Annotated in this window: 15 protein-coding genes and 2 pseudogenes; 9 read left to right on the top strand and 8 right to left on the bottom strand. The window is 61.9% G+C overall.

Translation table 11 applies throughout. The annotated features are described in order from the left end of the window. The first annotated feature begins 68 nt into the window (after positions 1-68). From AC07OV_RS16695 to AC07OV_RS16680, 4 genes are all read left to right on the top strand, one after another. The gene (locus tag AC07OV_RS16695) at positions 69-848 is read left to right on the top strand and encodes a PhzF family phenazine biosynthesis protein (RefSeq protein ID WP_494996494.1); all 780 of its coding nucleotides are present in this window, start codon (positions 69-71) and stop codon (positions 846-848) included. Between the two features lie 36 nt (positions 849-884). Then, positions 885-2,714, top strand: a complete 1,830-nt coding sequence (gene ggt / locus AC07OV_RS16690) for a gamma-glutamyltransferase (protein ID WP_495092605.1) — start codon at positions 885-887, stop codon at positions 2,712-2,714. A gap of 25 nt (positions 2,715-2,739) precedes the next feature. Next, positions 2,740-3,465: a purine nucleoside phosphorylase YfiH/LACC1 family protein gene (locus AC07OV_RS16685; protein WP_495092632.1), complete on the top strand. Its 726-nt coding sequence runs from the start codon at positions 2,740-2,742 to the stop codon at positions 3,463-3,465. A gap of 471 nt (positions 3,466-3,936) precedes the next feature. After that, entirely contained in the window at positions 3,937-4,251 is a 315-nt protein-coding gene (locus AC07OV_RS16680) for a helix-turn-helix domain-containing protein (protein WP_176995220.1), read from the top strand. A 24-nt stretch (positions 4,252-4,275) separates the two neighbouring features. Here AC07OV_RS16680 and ddlA read toward each other — a convergent pair whose 3' ends face one another. Next, positions 4,276-5,370 carry a D-alanine--D-alanine ligase gene (gene ddlA / locus AC07OV_RS16675; RefSeq protein WP_495092604.1) on the bottom strand — a complete coding sequence of 365 codons (1,095 nt, stop codon included), beginning with the start codon at positions 5,368-5,370 and terminating at the stop codon, positions 4,276-4,278. Positions 5,371-5,414: 44 nt separating this feature from the next. Continuing rightward, positions 5,415-6,053 carry a LysE family translocator gene (locus AC07OV_RS16670; protein ID WP_176995222.1) on the bottom strand — a complete coding sequence of 213 codons (639 nt, stop codon included), beginning with the start codon at positions 6,051-6,053 and terminating at the stop codon, positions 5,415-5,417. A gap of 138 nt (positions 6,054-6,191) precedes the next feature. Here AC07OV_RS16670 and AC07OV_RS16665 point away from each other — a divergent pair, with 138 nt between their 5' ends. Beyond that, entirely contained in the window at positions 6,192-7,001 is an 810-nt protein-coding gene (locus tag AC07OV_RS16665; protein WP_176995223.1) for an AraC family transcriptional regulator, read from the top strand. A gap of 89 nt (positions 7,002-7,090) precedes the next feature. Here the strand turns inward: AC07OV_RS16665 and AC07OV_RS16660 are convergent, their stop codons facing one another. Further along, complete coding sequence (locus tag AC07OV_RS16660) at positions 7,091-8,431, bottom strand: MFS transporter (RefSeq protein WP_494996570.1); 1,341 nt, start codon at positions 8,429-8,431, stop codon at positions 7,091-7,093. Between the two features lie 122 nt (positions 8,432-8,553). Here AC07OV_RS16660 and AC07OV_RS16655 point away from each other — a divergent pair, with 122 nt between their 5' ends. Further along, positions 8,554-9,438 (top strand): LysR family transcriptional regulator, encoded by an 885-nt coding sequence (locus AC07OV_RS16655; RefSeq protein WP_495092603.1) that lies wholly within the window; start codon positions 8,554-8,556, stop codon positions 9,436-9,438. A 98-nt stretch (positions 9,439-9,536) separates the two neighbouring features. On the opposite strand, the gene AC07OV_RS16650 is transcribed toward AC07OV_RS16655, so the two are convergent. From AC07OV_RS16650 to AC07OV_RS16635, 4 genes and pseudogenes are all read right to left on the bottom strand, one after another. After that, positions 9,537-10,115, bottom strand: a complete 579-nt coding sequence (locus AC07OV_RS16650) for a flavin reductase family protein (protein WP_494996489.1) — start codon at positions 10,113-10,115, stop codon at positions 9,537-9,539. A 53-nt stretch (positions 10,116-10,168) separates the two neighbouring features. Further along, positions 10,169-10,600 (bottom strand): annotated as a pseudogene (locus AC07OV_RS16645) (methyl-accepting chemotaxis protein); the annotation flags it as partial. 108 nt (positions 10,601-10,708) lie between these two features. Then, positions 10,709-11,395 (bottom strand): annotated as a pseudogene (locus AC07OV_RS16640) (PAS domain-containing protein); the annotation flags it as partial. 195 nt (positions 11,396-11,590) lie between these two features. Then, positions 11,591-11,923, bottom strand: a complete 333-nt coding sequence (locus AC07OV_RS16635) for a DUF2790 domain-containing protein (protein ID WP_495092602.1) — start codon at positions 11,921-11,923, stop codon at positions 11,591-11,593. A gap of 225 nt (positions 11,924-12,148) precedes the next feature. On the opposite strand from AC07OV_RS16635, the gene AC07OV_RS16630 reads away from it, so the two are divergent. The 3 genes from AC07OV_RS16630 (at position 12,149) to AC07OV_RS16620 (ending at position 15,862) form a co-directional block, all read left to right on the top strand. Beyond that, positions 12,149-13,468, top strand: a complete 1,320-nt coding sequence (locus AC07OV_RS16630; protein WP_494996487.1) for an OprD family porin — start codon at positions 12,149-12,151, stop codon at positions 13,466-13,468. A 340-nt stretch (positions 13,469-13,808) separates the two neighbouring features. After that, positions 13,809-14,483 (top strand): heavy metal response regulator transcription factor, encoded by a 675-nt coding sequence (locus tag AC07OV_RS16625; RefSeq protein WP_176995229.1) that lies wholly within the window; start codon positions 13,809-13,811, stop codon positions 14,481-14,483. Beyond that, positions 14,480-15,862, top strand: coding sequence for a heavy metal sensor histidine kinase (locus AC07OV_RS16620; protein ID WP_495092601.1), 1,383 nt, complete (start codon positions 14,480-14,482; stop codon positions 15,860-15,862). Before AC07OV_RS16625 ends, AC07OV_RS16620 begins: the two co-directional genes overlap by 4 nt. A 224-nt stretch (positions 15,863-16,086) precedes the next feature. Here AC07OV_RS16620 and AC07OV_RS16615 read toward each other — a convergent pair whose 3' ends face one another. Continuing rightward, entirely contained in the window at positions 16,087-19,224 is a 3,138-nt protein-coding gene (locus AC07OV_RS16615; RefSeq protein ID WP_495092600.1) for a CusA/CzcA family heavy metal efflux RND transporter, read from the bottom strand. Positions 19,225-19,230 lie beyond the last annotated feature (6 nt).

Raw genomic sequence — 19,230 nt, 5'->3', positions numbered from 1 at the left:
CATCTGTACGGCGACGCTCCGGAGTACCGCTGTTAGTGTCCAACCTCCCCCTACACGGAGTGCCCCCGATGAAACTGGACATCTACCAAGTCGACGCTTTCAGCAGCCACGCATTCGGCGGCAACCCGGCAGCCGTCTGCCCGCTCACCGAGTGGCTGCCCAACGAACAACTGCACAACATCGCCGCCGAGAACAATCTCTCGGAAACCGCCTTCTTTGTGCCTCGCGGTGACGTCTACGAACTGCGCTGGTTCACCCCGGAAGTCGAGGTGGACCTGTGCGGCCACGCCACGCTCGCCGCCGCCTGGGTGCTGATCCACAAGCTGGCGGATGCACCCGAGGTGCTGCGCTTTGCCACCCGCAGCGGCGAACTTCGGGTCACGCGCACTGGCGACGAACTGGCCATGGATTTCCCGGCCAAGCAGCCCCAACCGTGTGAACCACCCGCCGGCCTGTTGAGCGCACTGGGGATTGAGAACGCCGACGTCTTCGCCACCGATGACTACATCGTGCTGCTCGACGATGAAGCACAGGTCGCCGCGTTGACGCCGGACTTCGCCCGCCTCAAGGGTTTGCCCAAGCGCGGGATCGCCGTGACCGCCAAAAGCACGCGATTCGATTTCATTTCCCGCTGGTTCGGCCCGAACGTGGGTGTCAATGAAGACCCGGTGACGGGCTCGGCCCACACCTCCCTCGCGCCATTCTGGGCCGAGCGCCTGGGCAAGCAGCAACTCACAGCTGAACAAGGCGGCCGGCGCCGTGGTCAACTGCGTTGCGCGCTCCAGGGCGACCGCGTGATTATCTCGGGCCATGCCGTGCTCTTCCTGCAAGGCACGATTTACCTGTAAAAGGCAGTACCCCAAGGACAACAGATCATTCTCAAAATGAACGGAGTTCAGCGCGTGTTTTCGATTTCTCGCCGGCAGTTGTCGGTCATTGCAGCCGCCCTCACCCTGGTAGCCTGCCATACCCCTGTCAACGATCAGCCACCGGCACCGGAACTGGGTTCGGGCTATCGCACCGACCTCACCACCCGCCATGCCGAGCGCCACATGGCCGCCGCCGCCAACCCGCTGGCGGCCGAAGCCGGGCGTGAAATGCTGCGCCAGGGCGGCTCGGCGATTGACGCCGCCATTGCGATGCAGGCGGTGTTGACCCTGGTGGAGCCACAGTCGTCAGGTATCGGTGGTGGCGCGTTCATCATGCTGTGGGACGGGAAAGCCGCGCACGCCTACGACGGCCGCGAAACCGCCCCCGCCGGCGCAACGGAACGTTTGTTCCTGAAGGCGGACGGCACGCCCATGGCGTTTCCCGACGCACAGATCGGCGGGCGTTCAGTGGGCACCCCCGGGGTACTGCGCGCGCTGGAAATGGCGCACCAGAGAACCGGGCACCTGCAATGGGCCAAACTGTTTGAGCCGGCGATTCGCTTGTCGGAGCAGGGTTTTGCCATTTCGCCGCGCTTGCACGCGCTGATCGCCGCTGACCGCTACATTCCCCAGTCGCCAGAAATGGCGGCGTATTTTCTGAACGCCGATGGCACGCCCAAGGCCACCGGTACGCTGCTGAAAAACCCGGCGCTGGCCGCCGTGTTCAGGCGCATTGCCGAAGATGGACCGGACGCGCTGTACCACGGGCCGATTGCCGATGAGATCGCGCGCAAGGTCCAGGGCCATCGCAACGCGGGTAGCCTGTCCCAGGCGGACCTCAAGGGCTACACCGCCAAGGAGCGTGCACCGCTGTGTACGGACTACAAACAGTGGAAGGTGTGCGGCATGCCGCCTCCGTCCTCCGGCGGGATCGCAGTCGCGCAAATCCTGGGCACCTTGCAGGCGCTGGAAGCCCGCGACCCGCGCCTGGCCATCGCGCCGATGACGCCCGTCAAGAGCCCATCACCTGCCGGCCTTGAACCGACGCCTGAGGCCGTTCACCTGCTGGCCGAGGCCGGTCGCCTGGCGTTTGCCGACCGGGGCTTGTACGTGGCCGATGCTGACTTCGTGCCCGTGCCGGTCGCCGGACTCGTCGCACCGGGCTACCTGGCCCAGCGCGCCAGCCTGATCGGCGAACGCAGCATGGGTATCGCCAAGCCGGGCACACCTGCCGGCATCCAGGTGGCCTATGCACCCGACCGCTCGCCGCTGCGCATCTCCACCTCGCAAGTGGTGGCCGTGGATGACGAGGGCGGCGCCGTGTCGATGACCACCACAGTGGAAGCAGCGTTCGGCTCCCATGTGATGGTCCAGGGCTTTTTGCTCAACAACCAGATGACCGACTTTTCCTTCATCCCGCAAGAAAACGGCCAGCCGGTGGCCAACCGAGTCGAACCCGGCAAGCGCCCGCGTTCAGCCATGGCGCCGACGCTGGTGTTCGACCGCAAGAGTGGCGAGCTGCTGGCCACGGTGGGCTCACCCGGTGGTTCGCAGATCATCGAATACGTCAGCAAATCCCTGGTGGCGATGCTTGACTGGAAGCTCGACCCGCAAGCCGCCATCAGCCTGCCCAACTTCGGCAGTCGCAATGGGGCGACCGAGCTGGAACAAGGCCTGTTCAGTCCCGCACTGAAACAGACGCTCAAGGACAAGGGGCACGCGTTGAGCGAGATCGACATGACCAGTGGCATTCAGGCCATCGTTCGCACCCGTGATGCCCAGGGCAAGGCAACGCTGAGCGGCGGTGCCGACCCTCGGCGTGAAGGCGAAGCGGTCGGCGACTGACGGGTTAATCAACGGAGAACGTAACGTGCAGCACGCTACTAATCTCGGCGCCATCCCGGGTGTCGATCACGGTTTTTGTACGATCAATGACCCGCTGCGCCCGGAGGATGTGTTCATCTGCAAACAGGTGCACAGTGCCTCGGTGATCGAGTGGCAGGCGGGCCTGGAGGCCAACACGGTGGAAGCCGACGGCGTGTTTACCCGCGAGCATCCTGCCATCGCGGTGATCACGGCCGACTGCCTGCCGATCCTGATCGCCTCGAACAACGGAGAAAGGGTTGCGGCGGTGCATGGCGGCTGGAAGGGCCTGCGGGCCGGGATCATCGCCAATGCCGTACAGCGTTTTGTCGCCGAGGGGATTGCCGCTGGCCAGTTGCAGGTGGCCATTGGGCCTTCGATCAAACCGTGTTGCTATGAGGTGAGCGAAGGGTTCATTGCACAGTTACAGGCGAACCAAGGGCATTTGTGGCAGGACCGGAAGGCGCCATGGTGCGTTGAGCAGCCGACACCATTACTGTCACCCGAAATCACTCCGCCGTCGGCGCAACAGACGGGCAGTGCCTGGTTTGATTTGAGTGGGTATGGGTTGATCCTGCTGCAGGCAGCCGGGGTTTCCCGTGCGCAAATTGACGTGAGCGAGGTGTGTACCTACTGCACATCACCGGCATTCGCCAGCTACCGCCGAAGGACCCATCACCCGCAAGAGGCAAAGACATTGCTGTATTCGTGGATCGCTCGGACGGGCCGATGAAAGAGGGCTTACGGGCAACTGAGACAGGTCCTACTCATACCACCCGTACTCACGCGCCCTGTCATTTTTTGCGATGAAACGCCTCTTGAATACCTCCATCGCGCCTGCGACTTTCTAGCCCGCCCTTCCTTGCCAGAGGCTACGTCATAGACGTAGAATTTCGCGTGCTAACGATCATCGAATCCCCGCTGTTCAGCAGACTATGGCCTGATTACTGGACAGAGGAGGAAAGAGGAATGTTCATGGCTTTTCTAGCCAATCATCCAGAGGCCGGAAAAGTCGTGCCAGGCTCCGGTGGTTGCCGAAAAGTACGCTGGAGCTTGGATGGCCGAGGCAAGAGCGGATCTGTGCGGGTGATCTATACCACACAGTTGGCATGCGGGGCCCTGGTGGTACTACTGATTTATGGCAAAGGCGCAGCCGAGACTATTCCAGCGCACATCCTGTACAGAATCGCGAAGGAAATGAACCATGCCACTCACTGAAAAACAACTTAAGGAACGAGACGCCAAACGCAATATCGGCGAAGAATTACTGGCGGCCGTTCAGGATGTCAAAGCAGGACATTTCGGTGCTGCACACAAGGTTGAGATCACACAAGCTGCAGAAGCGAGAAGCAAAACAGGGCTGTCGCAACCCAAGTTTGCCGAGCTTCTAGGGGTCTCGGTCAGAACGCTTCAAGAATGGGAACAAGGGCGCCGCTCTCCCTCTGGAGCGGCGCGCTCACTGCTGCACATTGCGGCCAGCAGGCCGGATATTTTTCGAGAAGTCCTCGGTAACCCCTGACGACATATCGGGACTTCGGAAAACTCAGCGGCTAATCTTCAGGCCCTTGCGCCCCGCATGTCGCTCCAGCGCCAGTTCGATCAACCGGCTCACCAACTCGCTGTAGCTCATCCCCGCTGCCTGCCACAGCTTGGGGTACATGCTGATGCGGGTGAAGCCGGGCAACGAGTTGATTTCGTTGATCAACACTTCACCGTCTTCGGTGAGGAACACGTCGACCCGCGCCAGGCCGGAACAGCCCAGCACTTCAAATGCCTCAATGGCGAGGCGACGGATTCGCTCACTGGCTTGCTGGCTGATGTCCGCCGGCACCACCACTTGGGCGGCCTGGGCATCGATGTATTTGCTGTCGTAGGAATAGAAACCGCTGCTCACCACGATCTCACCGCAGCCACTGGCGATGGGGTTGTCGTTGCCCAGCACGGCGCACTCGATTTCACGGCCCTGTACCGCCGATTCCACCAGCACTTTTTCATCAAAACCCAACGCCAGCTCGACGGCCGCCAGGTATTCGGCTTCGCTACCGACTTTGCTCACCCCCACCGACGAGCCTTGGTTGGCCGGTTTGACGAACATCGGCAAACCGAGCTTATCCACCGCCCTGTCAAAGGACGTGCGCGCCGCGTTGCCACGGGTCAGGGTGATGAACGGCGTGACGGCAATACCCGCATCGCGCAGCAGGCGCTTGCTGATGTCCTTGTCCATGCACACTGCCGAGCCCAGCACATCGGAGCCCACGAATGGCAGGTCGGCCATGCGCAGCAAACCTTGCAGGCAACCGTCTTCGCCCAGAGTGCCGTGGACGATCGGGAAGATCACGTCGATATGTTCGAGCAAGCCGTTGCCGGTGGTTTCCACCACCTGCTGGCTGGGCTTGCCGGGCACCACCGCCAATTCACGGTTGGACTGGTTGAGGGCGATCAAGGCCGGGTTTTCCTGGTTGATCAGGAAGTTCGAGGTGTCGTTGAGGTGCCAGTGGCCGGCCTTGTCGATACCGATCAGCACCGGCTCGAAACGTGTGCGGTCGAGGGCGTCGACAATGTTGCGCGCCGATTGCAGCGAGACTTCGTGCTCGGCCGAACGGCCACCAAAAATAATACCTACCCGCACCTTGCTCATGACCCGGCCTCACTGTTGAAAGTAAGGCTTCTTACCATGGCAGGTCAGCGGCTCGCTACCAGGTGCGCGCCGAACAACACGTAGCAGCCACCGGCGAAGCGGTCGAGCCACTTGCGCGAACGGCTGTAGAGACTGGCCATGCGCTCGCTGGAAAACACCAACGCCACGGCGCAGTACCAACTGAACGACAGGGTGGCCATGACGGTCACCGCCAGAGTCAACAACATCGGCGACGGCGAGGGCGGCATGGTCGATGCAAAAATTGTCGCGACAAACAACGCCGACTTGGGGTTGGACACGTTGCCGAGCAGCCCCAGGCGCCAGGCTGAAAACATCGAGCGCCGAGGCTCAACCGGCTGCTGGTCCGGGCCGGCGGCAGGCGCCGAGCGTTTGAAAAGCTTGAGTCCCAGGTAGATCAGGTAGCAGCCGCCGACAATCTTGAAGGCCAGGTACAGCATGGGCGCGGCGGTGAACAGCGACTTGATCCCCAAGCCCCCTGCCAGCCCCCACAGGATCGTTCCAGAAGCCACGCCAGCCGAAGCCGCCACACCATGGCGACGCGAACCGTTGGCGGCCAGTTGGGCAATATTGAAGAAGTTCGGCCCGGGGGTGACGACGGCAACGATCCAGAGCAAGCCCAGTGAAACCAGAGGGGCCAGGTAGGCAAGCTTGAAAAAATCCATGGGGCAGCTCCGTCAACGCAACACATAAGCGGTGATCATAGGCCCCGCCCCCACCCTGCACAATCGTACAAGACCCCGGCAGACAAGGAATGCAGACTGGGTTAACGTGTTTCCACCTCTATTTTGTGACAAGCCACCATGGGCACTCCCACTCGCACCCTCGACTGGCTGCACCGCGCGCCGCATGCCAGCGGCCTGGACCGCATCGAGGCGTACTTTGCCGGCTTCGCCTTCGACCCGCATCGCCATGACACCTACGCCATTGGGCGAACCTTGTCCGGCGTGCAGAGCTTTCACTACCGTGGTGACATGATCCACAGCGTGCCAGGCACCACCATGGTGCTTCACCCGGATGAAACCCATGACGGCCACGCCGGCAGCGAGGACGGTTTCAAGTACCGGATGATTTACGTCGAGCCGTCGCTGATCCAGCAGATCCTCGGCGGAAAGCCGTTGCCGTTCATCCCCAATGGCTTGTCCACCGACCCGAGGCTGTTTCGCGCCAGCGAAGTGCTGCTGCAGAACCTGGACAGCCCCATCGACCCTTTGCAGGAGCAGGACGCCCTGTTCGACCTGGCTCACGCACTGAGCAACGTCTCGGGAGGGATCGTAAGCCGCAAGAGCTTCGACTACGTGGCTGCCGAACGCGCCCGGGAATTTATCCACAGCGCCCTGGGCCGCAGCATCACCCTGGAAGAAATGGCCGACCACGCCGGCCGCGACCGCTGGGCCTTGTCGCGGGATTTTCGCCTGCTGTTCGGCACCAGCCCCTACCGTTACCTGACGATGCGCCGCCTGGACCTGGTGCGCAGCCTGTTGGCCCAAGGCCAATCGTTGGTGGATGCGGCGATGACGGCCGGCTTTACCGACCAGAGCCACATGACCCGGCAATTTCGCAGCACCTACGGCATGCCGCCGTCGCGCTGGGTGAAGATGCTCGGGCGCTGAAACACGCCCTCGTAGGCGCCGGCTTGCCGGCGATGAGGCCCGCGAAATGAGCGCTTGTCTCAAAGCTGCTATCGCCGGCAAGCCGGCTCCTACAATTGCGCTATCGGGATGGGTTTGGGACTGCGGGTCTGGAGCCTCAACGCTAACACCGCTCCCGTCAGGGCAATCGCCGCACTCCACCACAACGCGTGCTCGATCCCACCGGCATTGGCCACCGACACCAGCACCGCCAGCCCCAGCGCGCCGCCGATCTGCTGACTGGTAGACGCCATCCCCGCCGCCACGCCCTGCTCTCCCGGGCGAATGCCCAAACCGGCTGCCACCCACATCGCCGTCCATGTCATGCCTTGGCCAATGCTCAGGATAAAAATCCCTGGCAGCAGCGACCAGAACCCTACCCCCGTCGGCAACGCCCAGCACACCCAGGCGATGCCCACCGCGCCAGCCAGCTGCCCGCTCACCAGTGTGTTACGCAACCCCAGCGTTGCCAGCGAACGCTCCGCCAGCCAGATCCCGAACGTGCACACCAAGGTGGCTGGCAAGAACGCCAAGCCCGCCTGCAACACGCTGTAGCCATAGACCTGCTGGTAGTACAGCGCCAGGAAGTAGTACTGCACGCCAAAACTGCTCATGAACACCGCCGTCAGCACCATCGCCATGCGCAGTTCGCGATAGGCGAGCAAACGCAGCGGCATCAACGGGTCGTGCCCACGATGTTCGATCCAGGCGAACAGCCCCAGCAGCGCTACCGCCAAGGCCATGCAGCCCAGCGTCGACGGCGACGTCCAGCCCCACTCCGGGCCTTGCACCAGAGAGAACACCAACAAGGTGCCACCGAGCGTGACCGTCAGCGCGCCGCTGATATCGAAGTTGCGCCCAGGGGCCCGCTCGCCATCTGCCGGGATCCAATAACGCGCCCCCCATGCGCAACCACCCGCCAACGGCACGTTCACCAGAAACACCGCCTCCCAGCCCCACACCTGAGTGAGCACGCCACCCAACAACGCACCCAACGCCAAGCCGGCCGCCGATGCCGCGCTCCACACCGCGAACGCACGGTTACGCACAGGCCCTTCGGCATAGTGCGTGTTGATCAACGCCAAGGTCGCCGGAAACAGCAACGCCCCGCCGACGCCCTGCACCGCCCGCGCCAGCACCAGCAACATCGCGCTGCCGCCGAGCACCGCTGCCAGGGATGACAGCGCGTACAACGACTGCCCAACACGGTACAGCCGGCGCTTGCCCAGCAAGTCGGTAGCCCTGCCACCCAGCAGCAGAAACCCGCCAAACGCGACGGTGTAGGCACTCACCACCCACTGCAATTGTTGAGAAGAAAAGCCCAAGTGCGTGCCGATCTGCGGCAAGGCGACAAACACGATGGTGGCGTCGAGGGCGATGATCAGTTGCGCAGTGGCCAACAGCATCAGCATCCAGCCAGAGGGTTTAGAGGGCGACATCACAGCGTCCTGCCAGTTAATTAAGTGCGGCCAGTGTCTTTTATGCACCTCAGATGATAAATAGCGCTTTCACTCTTTCAGTAATGACTTAAATCATGGATCTGAATGCTGTTCGCCTATTAGTCCGCGTGGCCGAAACCCGCAGCTTCACGCGCGCGGCGGGTGACCTGGGGTTGACCCAGTCGGGTTTGTCCCGCGCCATTTCACGCCTGGAAAGCGAGCTGGGCGTGCGCTTGCTGCAACGCAACACCCGCAGCGTCAGCCTCACTCCCGACGGGCAACTGCTCTACGAGCGAAGCGCACCGCTATTGGCAGAACTGGCGGAAGCCGAGAAGCTGTTGCTCGACCGGCGCAGCAACCCGTCCGGCCTGTTGAAGATCAGCACGCCATCGTTGTTCGGGCGCAAGGTGGTGATGCCGGTGATCGGCGAGTTGACCTTGCGTCACCCCGAACTGCGCATCGAAGCGGTGATGACCGACCGCCTGGTCGACATCGTTGACGAAGGCTTCGACGCACTGTTGCGCACCGGCGAAATCCAGGACCAGCGCCTGATCGCCCGCACCCTGGCGCCGCTGCGTTGGATCACCGTCGCAGCCCCGTCCTACCTGGCGCGTTTTGGCACGCCGCACAGTGTTGGCGACCTGAAAGACCATCACTGCCTCACCGTGCGTAATTTGCGCAGCGGGCGCATGGTGGACTGGCAGTTCATGCTGGAGAACAAGGTGCAGGACGTGAGCGTCGAAGGGCGTTTGATCTTTGATCTTGGTGACGCGCTGGTGGACGCTGCCGTAGGCGGTTTCGGTATCGCCCAAGTCATGGATTTCGCGGTGCGCGATGACCTGGACGCCGGCCGCCTGGTGCCCGTACTGGAAGACGTTGCCGGACGTAGCCGGGCCATATCACTAGTTTATCCGCCGTCGCGGCAATACTCGCCGAAGCTGATGGCATTTGCCGACGCCCTCAGCCAGGCACGCTGGTAACCCTGTAGGAGCCGGCTTGCCGGCGATGACGTCACTGGAGGGCACCTGATACACCGAGGTACCTGCATCGCCGGCAAGCCGGCTCCTACAAAATGGGGTTAGGCGAGGGTTTTGCCGGTGATGGGCTCACCGATGCTCAGGAAATTTCCGCCCGCAATGTGGTGCAAGGTGCGTAACGGGTCCTGCCCTTCGAAATGCCAATGCCCCTCGCTGAACACGCGCTCGTCGGCATAGGCCGCGACCACTTCGCCCAGGAACAAGTCATAGGTCTGCTGGTTGTGGGGTTCAGGCAGCAGGCGGCATTCCAGCCAGGCCACGCAGCCTTCCAGCAACGGGGCTTTGGTGTGTTCACCGCTGAACACCTGCAAGCCGTAGGCGGCGAACTTATCGATATCGGCCCCGCTGGTATTGCCGACCGTCTGCACCAGGTCGGCCTGGGCCACGCACGGCACTTGCAGCACAAAGGTGCCGGCGCCTTCGAGCAATTGGCGGGTCCAGGTGGACTTGTCCAGCACCACCGCGACTTTGGGCGGCTCGAAATCCAGCGGCATGGCCCAGGCGGCGGCCATGATATTGCGCCGGCCCTCGTGCGCAGCGCTCACCAGCACGGTCGGCCCGTGGTTGAGCAAGCGGTAGGCCTTGGACAGCGGAACGGGGCGACGGTGGGTAGGGCTCATGGACGGTCGGCTCTTCAAGCAGGAAAGAAACCTACGATACCTGAGCCCTACGCTCAGCTCGACAGCTGATTGGCGAATTGCCCCACGGCGCTGACCACCTTTTGCGCACCGTCCTGGATCTCCACGATCACCGTGCCCGCTTCGGCCGCCAGGGCCAGGCCTTGCTCGGCCTGCAAGCGACCATCGGTCATCAGGGCCACGGCATCGCGGGCCATGTCCTGGTTCTGGCGCACCACGCCGACAATCTCCTCGGTGGCTTTGCTGGTGCGCGAGGCCAACTGGCGAACCTCATCGGCCACCACCGCAAAACCGCGCCCCTGTTCACCGGCGCGGGCCGCTTCGATGGCCGCGTTGAGCGCCAGCAGGTTGGTCTGCTCGGCGATGCCGCTGATGGTCTTGACGATGGTGCCGATCACCTGGGATTGGTCGTTGAGCGCCTCGATCCCTTCGCCCGCCTGTTGCATATGCTTGGCCAGGTCACGCATCACATCCACCGCCTGGGTCACCACGGTGGTGCCGCGCTGGGCGCTGTTGTCGGTTTGCAGCGAGGTGCTGTAGGCGATATTGGCGGCCTCGGCAACCGCTTGTTCCCGGTTGACCTGGTCGGTGATCACCGTGGCGAACTTGACCACTTTGTACAACCGATCAGTCGCATCCATCACCGGGTTGTAGGTGGCTTCCAACCATACCGTGTGGCCACGGCTGTCGACACGCTTGAAACGCGCCGCCACGAACTCACCGGCGTTCAGGCGTTTCCAGAAGTTCTGGTACTCAACGCTGTTGGACTCTTCCGGATCGCAGAACATGCGGTGATGTTTGCCCTGGATCTGCGCCAGGCTGTAACCCATTCCGCCCAGGAAGCGATCATTGGCAGTCAGCACGTGACCACCCAGGTCGAACTCGATGACGGCGGTAGAGCGCACCAGCGCGGTGATCAGGTTTTCATGCTCGCGCGACGCCTCGATGGTGCGGGTCAGGTCGCTGGAGTAGATCGAGAAGTGCTTGATGCGCCCATCCGAGCTGCGCACCGGCTGTACGATCGATCGCAACCAGGCTTCCTGGCCATTGCCACGCATCAGGCGCACGGTGCCGGCGAAGTGTTCACCGCGCACCAGGGCATTCTTGAAGCGCTTCTGGAATTCGTCCTGGCGCACGTGCGCCGGCACGAGGTCTTCGATGGGGCGCCCCACAATGCTGCCGGACGGGTAAGCCAGCTCCTGCAGGAAATTGGCATTGGCCCACTCAACACGGCCATCGGCATCCAGCGTCAGGCACAGCATTTCGCTTTCCAGGCTCTCCTTGACCTGTTGCAAGCTGGACAACTCTTCGCGAAGAGCCGACAGCTCCTGCTTCAAACGGGTGTTGAACATGGGGCACCGATGGGTCTAATAGGGAGAAGGATCTGACCTGCATCGGCGCTGCCGGCGTTTTCTGAAGCGCTTTTTTTGCTGTATTCCACTGATTTTTTGGATCCATTAACCGCCGTTGTTTCGGCATACCCCCATCACTTGATATTCAAGGGTATTGAGCTTGCCGCTGGAGTCTTCGTAGGTCATGCGCGACGGCACTGGATTGCACGAACGGATCGGCGGCGTGACGTTGACCACCTTGGCAATGTCCAGTTTCATGCCGTAGCGATACGCCTGCACCTCGGGCGCAGGCTTGCCGACCCGGTTGGCATAGTCGGCCATCGCTTTTTCATTGCGCTCCATCATCAACGCAAACGTGCGATCACCACCGCCCTCGGCCATTGCGCCAAATGACAACACTGCAGCCAGTACACCCAGGCCAAGTTTATAAAAGTTCATTGCTGGTTCCTCGTCTGAAAGTTCAGTGCCGAGCGTAACCAGCGAACCCTGACGCGATGTTCACCAGAACATTACTTATTTGTTAGATGGACGCTAGTTTCCAGAATTGTAATGTTCGCGCCACTTCGCCGTTATCTGCAGTTTGCAACTATCAGCCCGGGCCAGATCAATAAAAACGCCCACTTCAATAAGAAGCTGAACACTGCCACTACCGAGGAGCGAAACATGAGCACTGTGTATTACACCCTTCCCTTTTCATTGATTGCCGCACTGCCCCTGGCCGCCGTGGCTGTGGAAGGCAAGCCAGAAGGCTTTATCGAAGGCAGCAGCCTGAATGTGCTGGCGCGCAATTTTTACTTCAACCGCGATGACCGCAAGGGCCAGTCCAGCCCTACCGGCAATGGCTATTCCGAAGCCTGGGCGCAGGGGTTGATCGGCAAGTTCGAGTCCGGTTTTACCCAAGGCACCGTGGGGTTTGGCCTGGACGCATTTGCCATGTACGGCCTCAAGCTCGATTCGGGCACTGGTCGCAGTGGCGGCAAGGGTTCGTTCGGCGTGCTGCCAGTAGAGAGCGAAAACCATCCGGAAACTGGCTACAGCAAGGTCGGTGGCGCCGCGAAACTGCGCGTGCTCGACACCGTGATCAAGGCTGGCGACGTGTTCCCAGTTACGCCGGTGGTGGCCTACGGCGACTCGCGCCTATTGCCCGAAAGCTTTCGTGGCGTGACCGCGCAAAACACCAGCATCGAAGGCTTGAGCCTGCAAGGCGGGCGTTTGAGCGGCATGAGCCAGCCCAATGAAAGTGGCATGAACAACGGCTTTGCAACGTTCTACGCAGGCAAGGTCGACTCGCCCTGGATCGGCTATTTCGGCGGCGATTACACGGTGAACAAGCACCTCAGCCTGAGCCTGTACAGCAGCCGTCTCAAGGACGCCTGGGATCAGTACTACCTGGGCAGCGCCGCCAACTACCCCCTGAACGAAGACATCTCGCTGTTCGGCGACGTCAACTATTACAAGGCCGTGGATGAGGGCAAGAAGCGGCTGGGCGAGTTCGACAACAGCATCTGGAGCGCCAGGGTCGGGGTGAAGGTCGGTGCCCACAGCGTGGCCGTGTCGCACCAGCGCAACAACGGCGATGACGACTTCGATTACCTGCGCCAGTCCGACTCGATCTTCCTCAACAACTCGATCCAGTACAGCGACTTCAACTCGCCCAAGGAACGTTCGTGGATGGTGCGCTATGACCTGGACATGCAGGCATTCGGCATTCCCGGCCTGTCGTTCATGACCCGCTACGGCAAGGGCACCGGCGCCGACTACAGCAACGCCAACGCGGTGTACATGCGCCGCGACGGGGCGGGCAACCCGTTGACCGATCAACGTCGTTGGGAACGTGATATCGAAGCCAAGTACGTGGTGCAAAGTGGCAACTTGAAAGACTTGTCGCTGCGTTTGCGTCAGGCCACGGTGCGTTCCAGTGCATTCGAGTCAGACCTGGAAGAAGTGCGCGTGATTGCCGAATACCCCATGACTATTCTCTGAGTCATTACATTCGTTCGCGCTTGACTAACATCTGTTCACAAATAGCCAGTTATCAAAACTGTAATATTGGCCTCACCTTCTCGTTAAGTTGAACTTCGTAGACTGGCCTCAAGTTGCAACACCGAGCACATTCATCTCTGAAGCTTTTGTGTAGCTCCTTTGGAAAGAGATGGATTTTTAACGCCCCACTGGGGCGTTTTTTTTGGCTGTTCACTTTAGTTGCGACCGATGGTCGCAGTTGACCCTGAAGTGACTTCACGGTTCAGAGTCTGCGGCTCCCCGGCAACACCCTCCATAAGGAAATGGATCCCCCTTCTCATCGCGAAAAAGGTCATTCCCCATGCGTATCCTTGTGGTTGAGGACGAGCAAAAAACCGCTGCCTACCTGCAGCAAGGTCTCAGTGAAAGCGGCTACGTGGTCGACTGCGCCGCCAACGGTATCGACGGCCTGCACCTGGCCGGGCAACACGCCTACGAACTGGTGATACTCGACGTCAACCTGCCCGGCAAGGATGGCTGGCACGTGCTGGAACAATTGCGCCGCAACGGCACCCAGCGCGTGATGATGCTCACCGCCCGTGGCCGCCTGGACGACAAGATCAAAGGCCTGGACATGGGCGCCGACGATTACCTGGTCAAGCCCTTCGAATTTCCCGAGTTGCTCGCGCGGGTGCGCACGCTGCTACGGCGCAGCGAACACATCCCGCAGCCGGAAGTGTTTTGCGTGTCGGACCTGGAACTGGACCCGCGCCGCCACCGCGCCTATCGCGGCACCCGGCGCATCGACCTGACCACCAAGGAGTTCGCCCTGCTCCAGGTGTTGATGCGCCAGGCCGGAGAAGTGCTGACCCGCACACAGATCATCTCGCTGGTGTGGGACATGAATTTCGACTGCGACACCAACGTGGTGGAGGTCTCCATCAGCCGCCTACGGGCCAAGGTGGACGATCAGAGCGAAGTGAAACTGATCCACACCATTCGCGGCGTGGGCTACGTGCTGGAGGCGCGCCCATGAGGTCCGGCAGCCTGTCGATGCGCCTGGGGCTGACCGTCAGCCTAATGGGCGCAGGCCTGGTGTTGCTGTTGGCGACCCTGGCTTACCTGGCCCTCACCTTCGAGCTGGAAAAACTCGCGCGCAAGGGCCTGGAGAGCAAGATGGAGCAGATCCAGCACAGCCTCTCCCAGGGCCTGGACACCCGCGCCATCCGCGCTCGCCCCCATTCGCTGATGGACCTGGTGATGGGCCATGACAATTTTTACCTGACCATCGTCGGCACCGCACCAGATAACAGCGTGCTGCTAAGCATCGGGGCCAAGCCCCAGGAGCCGTTGCTGACGGACTATGCGCACCGCGAGACCCTCGGCTATCTCAACTGGGAAGACAGTTACGGCAACCAGGTGCTCAGCGCCTCCAGCCTGATGCGCCTGGCCAGCGGTGAACGGGTGCGCGTGGTGCTGTCCCTGGACCGCATGGACGACCAGGCGTTGCTCAGTGCCTACCTGCGCGCCACGGTGATCGCCCTGCCGATGCTGCTGATCCTGATCGGCATGGGCGCCTGGTGGCTGGTACAACGGGGGTTGGCGCCGTTGAAGCAATTCAGCCAGATCGCGGCCAAGGTCACCACCCAGGACCTGACGCATCGTTTGTCCGTCGACAACCTGCCGCAGGAGCTGGGTGAGTTGGCGCAGGGCTTCAACGTGATGCTCAAGCGTCTGGACGCCGGGGTGCAGCAGCTCTCGCAATTCTCCGATGACCTCGCCCACGAACTACGTGCGCCCCTGACCAACCTGATGGGCAAGGCCCAGGTGACGCTGTCGCGCCAGCGGCCGCCTGAGGAATACAAGGCGGTGCTCGAATCCAACACCGAAGAGCTGGAGCGCTTGGCGCGCATCGTCTCCGACATGCTGTTCCTGGCCCAGGTGAGCCACCCCGCCGCGCGGGCTTCGTTCACTGCTGTTTCACTGGCCGACGAAGCCCATCGTGTAATGGAGCTGTTCGCCCTGAGCGCCGAGGACAAGCAGCTGACCCTGACCTTGAGCGGCGATGCCCAGGTGCAAGGCGACCGCCTGATGATCCAGCGCGCCCTTTCCAACCTGCTGTCCAATGCGATCCGCCACACTCCGCAAGGCTCGAACATTTCGTTGTTGGTGGAGGCCTATGGCAATCACGCTTCGGTGTCGGTGAGCAACCCGGGCCCGGGGATCGAAGCTCAACACCTGCCCCACCTGTTCGAACGCTTCTACCGCGTCGACAGCAGCCGCGCACGCACGGAAGGTGGCACCGGTTTAGGGCTGGCCATCGTGCGGTCGATCATGACCCTGCATCAGGGCCAGGCTGACGTGCGCAGCCTGCCCGGTGGCTTCACTTTGTTTCGGCTGGTCTTCCCCCTATAAATCAGACGCGCATCCTGTAGGAGCTGGCTTGCCAGCGATAGCATCACTGCGCTGCCACTGATACACCGAGGCGCCTGCATCGCCGGCAAGCCGGCTCCTACTCAAGAACAACGCAATTCCCTGTGGGAGCTGGCTTGCCTGCGATGGCATCACTGCGCTGCCACTGATACACCGAGGCGCCTGCATCGCCGGCAAGCCAGCTCCTACATGTTGTCTGTGGTGTTTCATGACTCTTCTTTGCGATGGGCCCATTGGTAGAGGGCCGGCAGCACCAGCAAGGTCAGCAAGGTGGAGGAGATGATGCCGCCGATCACCACCGTCGCCAACGGGCGCTGCACTTCGGCGCCGGTGCCAGTGGCCAGTGCCATGGGGATGAAGCCGAGGGACGCCACCAGCGCGGTCATCAACACCGGGCGCAAGCGTGTCAGCGCGCCTTCGTGGATCGCGACCGACAACGAACGCCCCTCCTCGCGCAGGTTGCGGATAAACGCAATCATCACCAGCCCGTTGAGCACTGCCACACCAGACAACGCGATAAACCCCACTCCCGCCGAGATCGACAGCGGAATATCACGCAGCCACAGCGCCATGATCCCACCGGTCAACGCGAACGGAATGCCGGTAAACACCAGCAACCCATCCTTGAGGTTGTTGAACATCATGAACAGCAACCCGAACACCAGCAGCAAGGCCACCGGCACCACGATGCGCAAACGCTCGGAGGCTTCTTTCAATTGTTCGAACTGGCCACCCCAGGTGGTCCAGTAACCGGCTGGCACCTTGACTTGCGCGGTAATGGCCGCCTCGGCCTCATCCACAAACGAGCCAATGTCACGCCCACGCACATTGGCACTGACGATCACCAAGCGCTTGCCGTTCTCGCGGCTGATTTGATTGGGGCCAAGCACCAGGTCCAGGCTGGCCACCTGGGACAACGCAATAAACCCCAATTGCCCCGAGGCATTGCTGGCCAACGCCGGCACCGGGATCAACAACCGTGACAAGCCGTCAATGTCGGTGCGCAACGCGTCAGACAAACGCACGACCATGTCAAAACGGCGGTCGCCTTCGTACAGCGTGCCGGCCTGGCGCCCGCCAACGGCGACGGCAATGGTGTCCTGCACATCGCCCACATTCAGGCCAAAACGCGCGGCCTTGTCGCGGTCGATATTGATGGTCAGTACCGGCAGGCCGGACGTCTGCTCCACCTTTACCTCCGAGGCACCGTTGAGGGTTTGCAAGGTCTCGGCGATTTCAGCGGCGGTCCTGTTCAGCACCGCCATGTCATCGCCAAACACCTTCACCGCCACATCGCTGCGCACGCCCGAAATCAGCTCGTTGAAGCGCAGCTGGATCGGTTGCGACAGTTCATACGCACTGCCCGGCACAATTGCACTGGCACGCTGGATATCGGCGACCAGGGCTTCGCGGGACTTTTTCGGGTCCGGCCACTGGTCCTTCGGCTTGAGCATCACGTAGCTGTCGGAAATGTTCGGCGGCATGGGGTCCGAGGCGATTTCCGCCGTGCCGGTGCGTGCAAACACCCGCTCGATTTCCGGCACCTGGGCCATCAAGGTTTTTTCCAATTGCTGCTGCATCTGCACCGATTGCGTGAGGCTGGTGCCGGGTACGCGCAGGGCTTGCTGGGCGAAGTCGCCTTCGCTGAGGCTGGGGATAAACTCGCTGCCCATGCGGCTGGCGACCCAGCCCGAACCCACGATGGTCAACACCGCCAAGCCAAACACCAGCGGACGGCGCGCCATCACCCAATCGAGCACCGGCGCATAGGCGCGGCGTGCGGTGCGCATCACCAGGTTTTCTTCCTCCTTGACCTTGCCGGTGACGAACAGCGCAATGGCCGCCGGCACGAAGGTCACCGACAAGATCATCGCGCCGAGCAAGGCGATCACCACGGTGAACGCCATCGGGTGGAACATCTTCCCGGCCACCCCGGTGAGGGCGAAGATCGGCAGGTACACCACCATGATGATCAACTGCCCGAAGATCAGCGCACGCCGCGCTTCCTTGGCGGCGGCGAACACTTCGTGCAGGCGTTCGCTGCGCGTCAGCAATCGCCCGTGACGTTGTTGCGCGTGGGCCAGGCGGCGAATGGCGTTTTCGACAATCACCACCGCGCCGTCGACGATGATGCCGAAGTCCAGCGCGCCAAGGCTCATCAGGTTGGCGCTGACCTTGTTGGTGAACATCCCGGTAAAGGTGAACAGCATCGCCAGCGGAATCACCATCGCGGTGATCAGTGCCGCACGAATGTTGCCCAGGAACAGGAACAGCACGGCCACCACCAGCAGCGCCCCTTCGAAGAGGTTTTTCTTCACGGTGGCGATGGCTTTTTCCACCAGGTTGGTGCGGTCGTAGACCGTGACCGCGACCACGCCTGCGGGCAGCGAGCGATTGATCTCCTCAAGTTTCTTCGCCACCGCCTGGGACACCGTGCGGCTGTTTTCGCCGATCAGCATGAACACAGTGCCCAGCACCACTTCCCGGCCGTTTTCGGTGGCCGCCCCCGTGCGCAACTCGCGGCCGATGTCGACCTGCGCCACGTTGCGCACGCGAATCGGCGTGCCGTCCGAGGTGGTGATCACGATATTGGCAATGTCGTCGACCGACGCCACCTGGCCCGGCGCCCGAATCAGCAACTGCTCACCGCTGCGCTCGATGTACCCGGCGCCGACGTTGGCGTTGTTGCGCTCCAGCGCTGTGACCAGATCGCCCAAGGTCAGGTTGTAGGCGGCCAGGCGCTTAGGGTCGGGGGCGATCTGATACTCCTTGGCGAAACCGCCGATGGTATTGATCTCGGCCACGCCCGGCACGTTGCGCAGTTGCGGCTTGATGATCCAGTCCTGGATCACCCGCAGGTCAGTCGGGGTGTAGGGCGTGCCGTCGTCCTTGAGTGCGCCGTCCTTGGCCTCCACGGTCCACAGGAAAATTTCCCCCAGGCCCGTAGAGATCGGCCCCATGGCGGTTTCGATACCGTCGGGCAACTGCTCGCGGGCCACTTGCAGGCGTTCGTTGACCAACTGACGGGCGAAGAACAGGTCGGTGCCGTCCTTGAAAATCACCGTCACCTGGGACAGCCCGGAGCGCGACAGCGAACGGGTCTGCTGCAACCCCGGCAGCCCGGCCATGGCGGTTTCGATGGGAAAGGTGATGCGCTGTTCGGTTTCCAGCGGCGAGTAACCGGCCGCTGCGGAGTTGATCTGCACCTGCACGTTGGTGATGTCGGGCACCGCATCGATGGGCAACTTCTGATAGCTGGCGATGCCGATTCCGGCCATCAACAGCACCGCCAGCAGCACGATGATGCGCTGCTCGATGGCAAATTGGATAAGGCGTTCAAACATGGGGAA

The organism is Pseudomonas sp. GW821-FHT09A09 (assembly GCF_059418405.1).
Note: the sequence above shows the minus strand (reverse complement) of the source record. Positions and strands in the feature narration are given on the sequence as shown.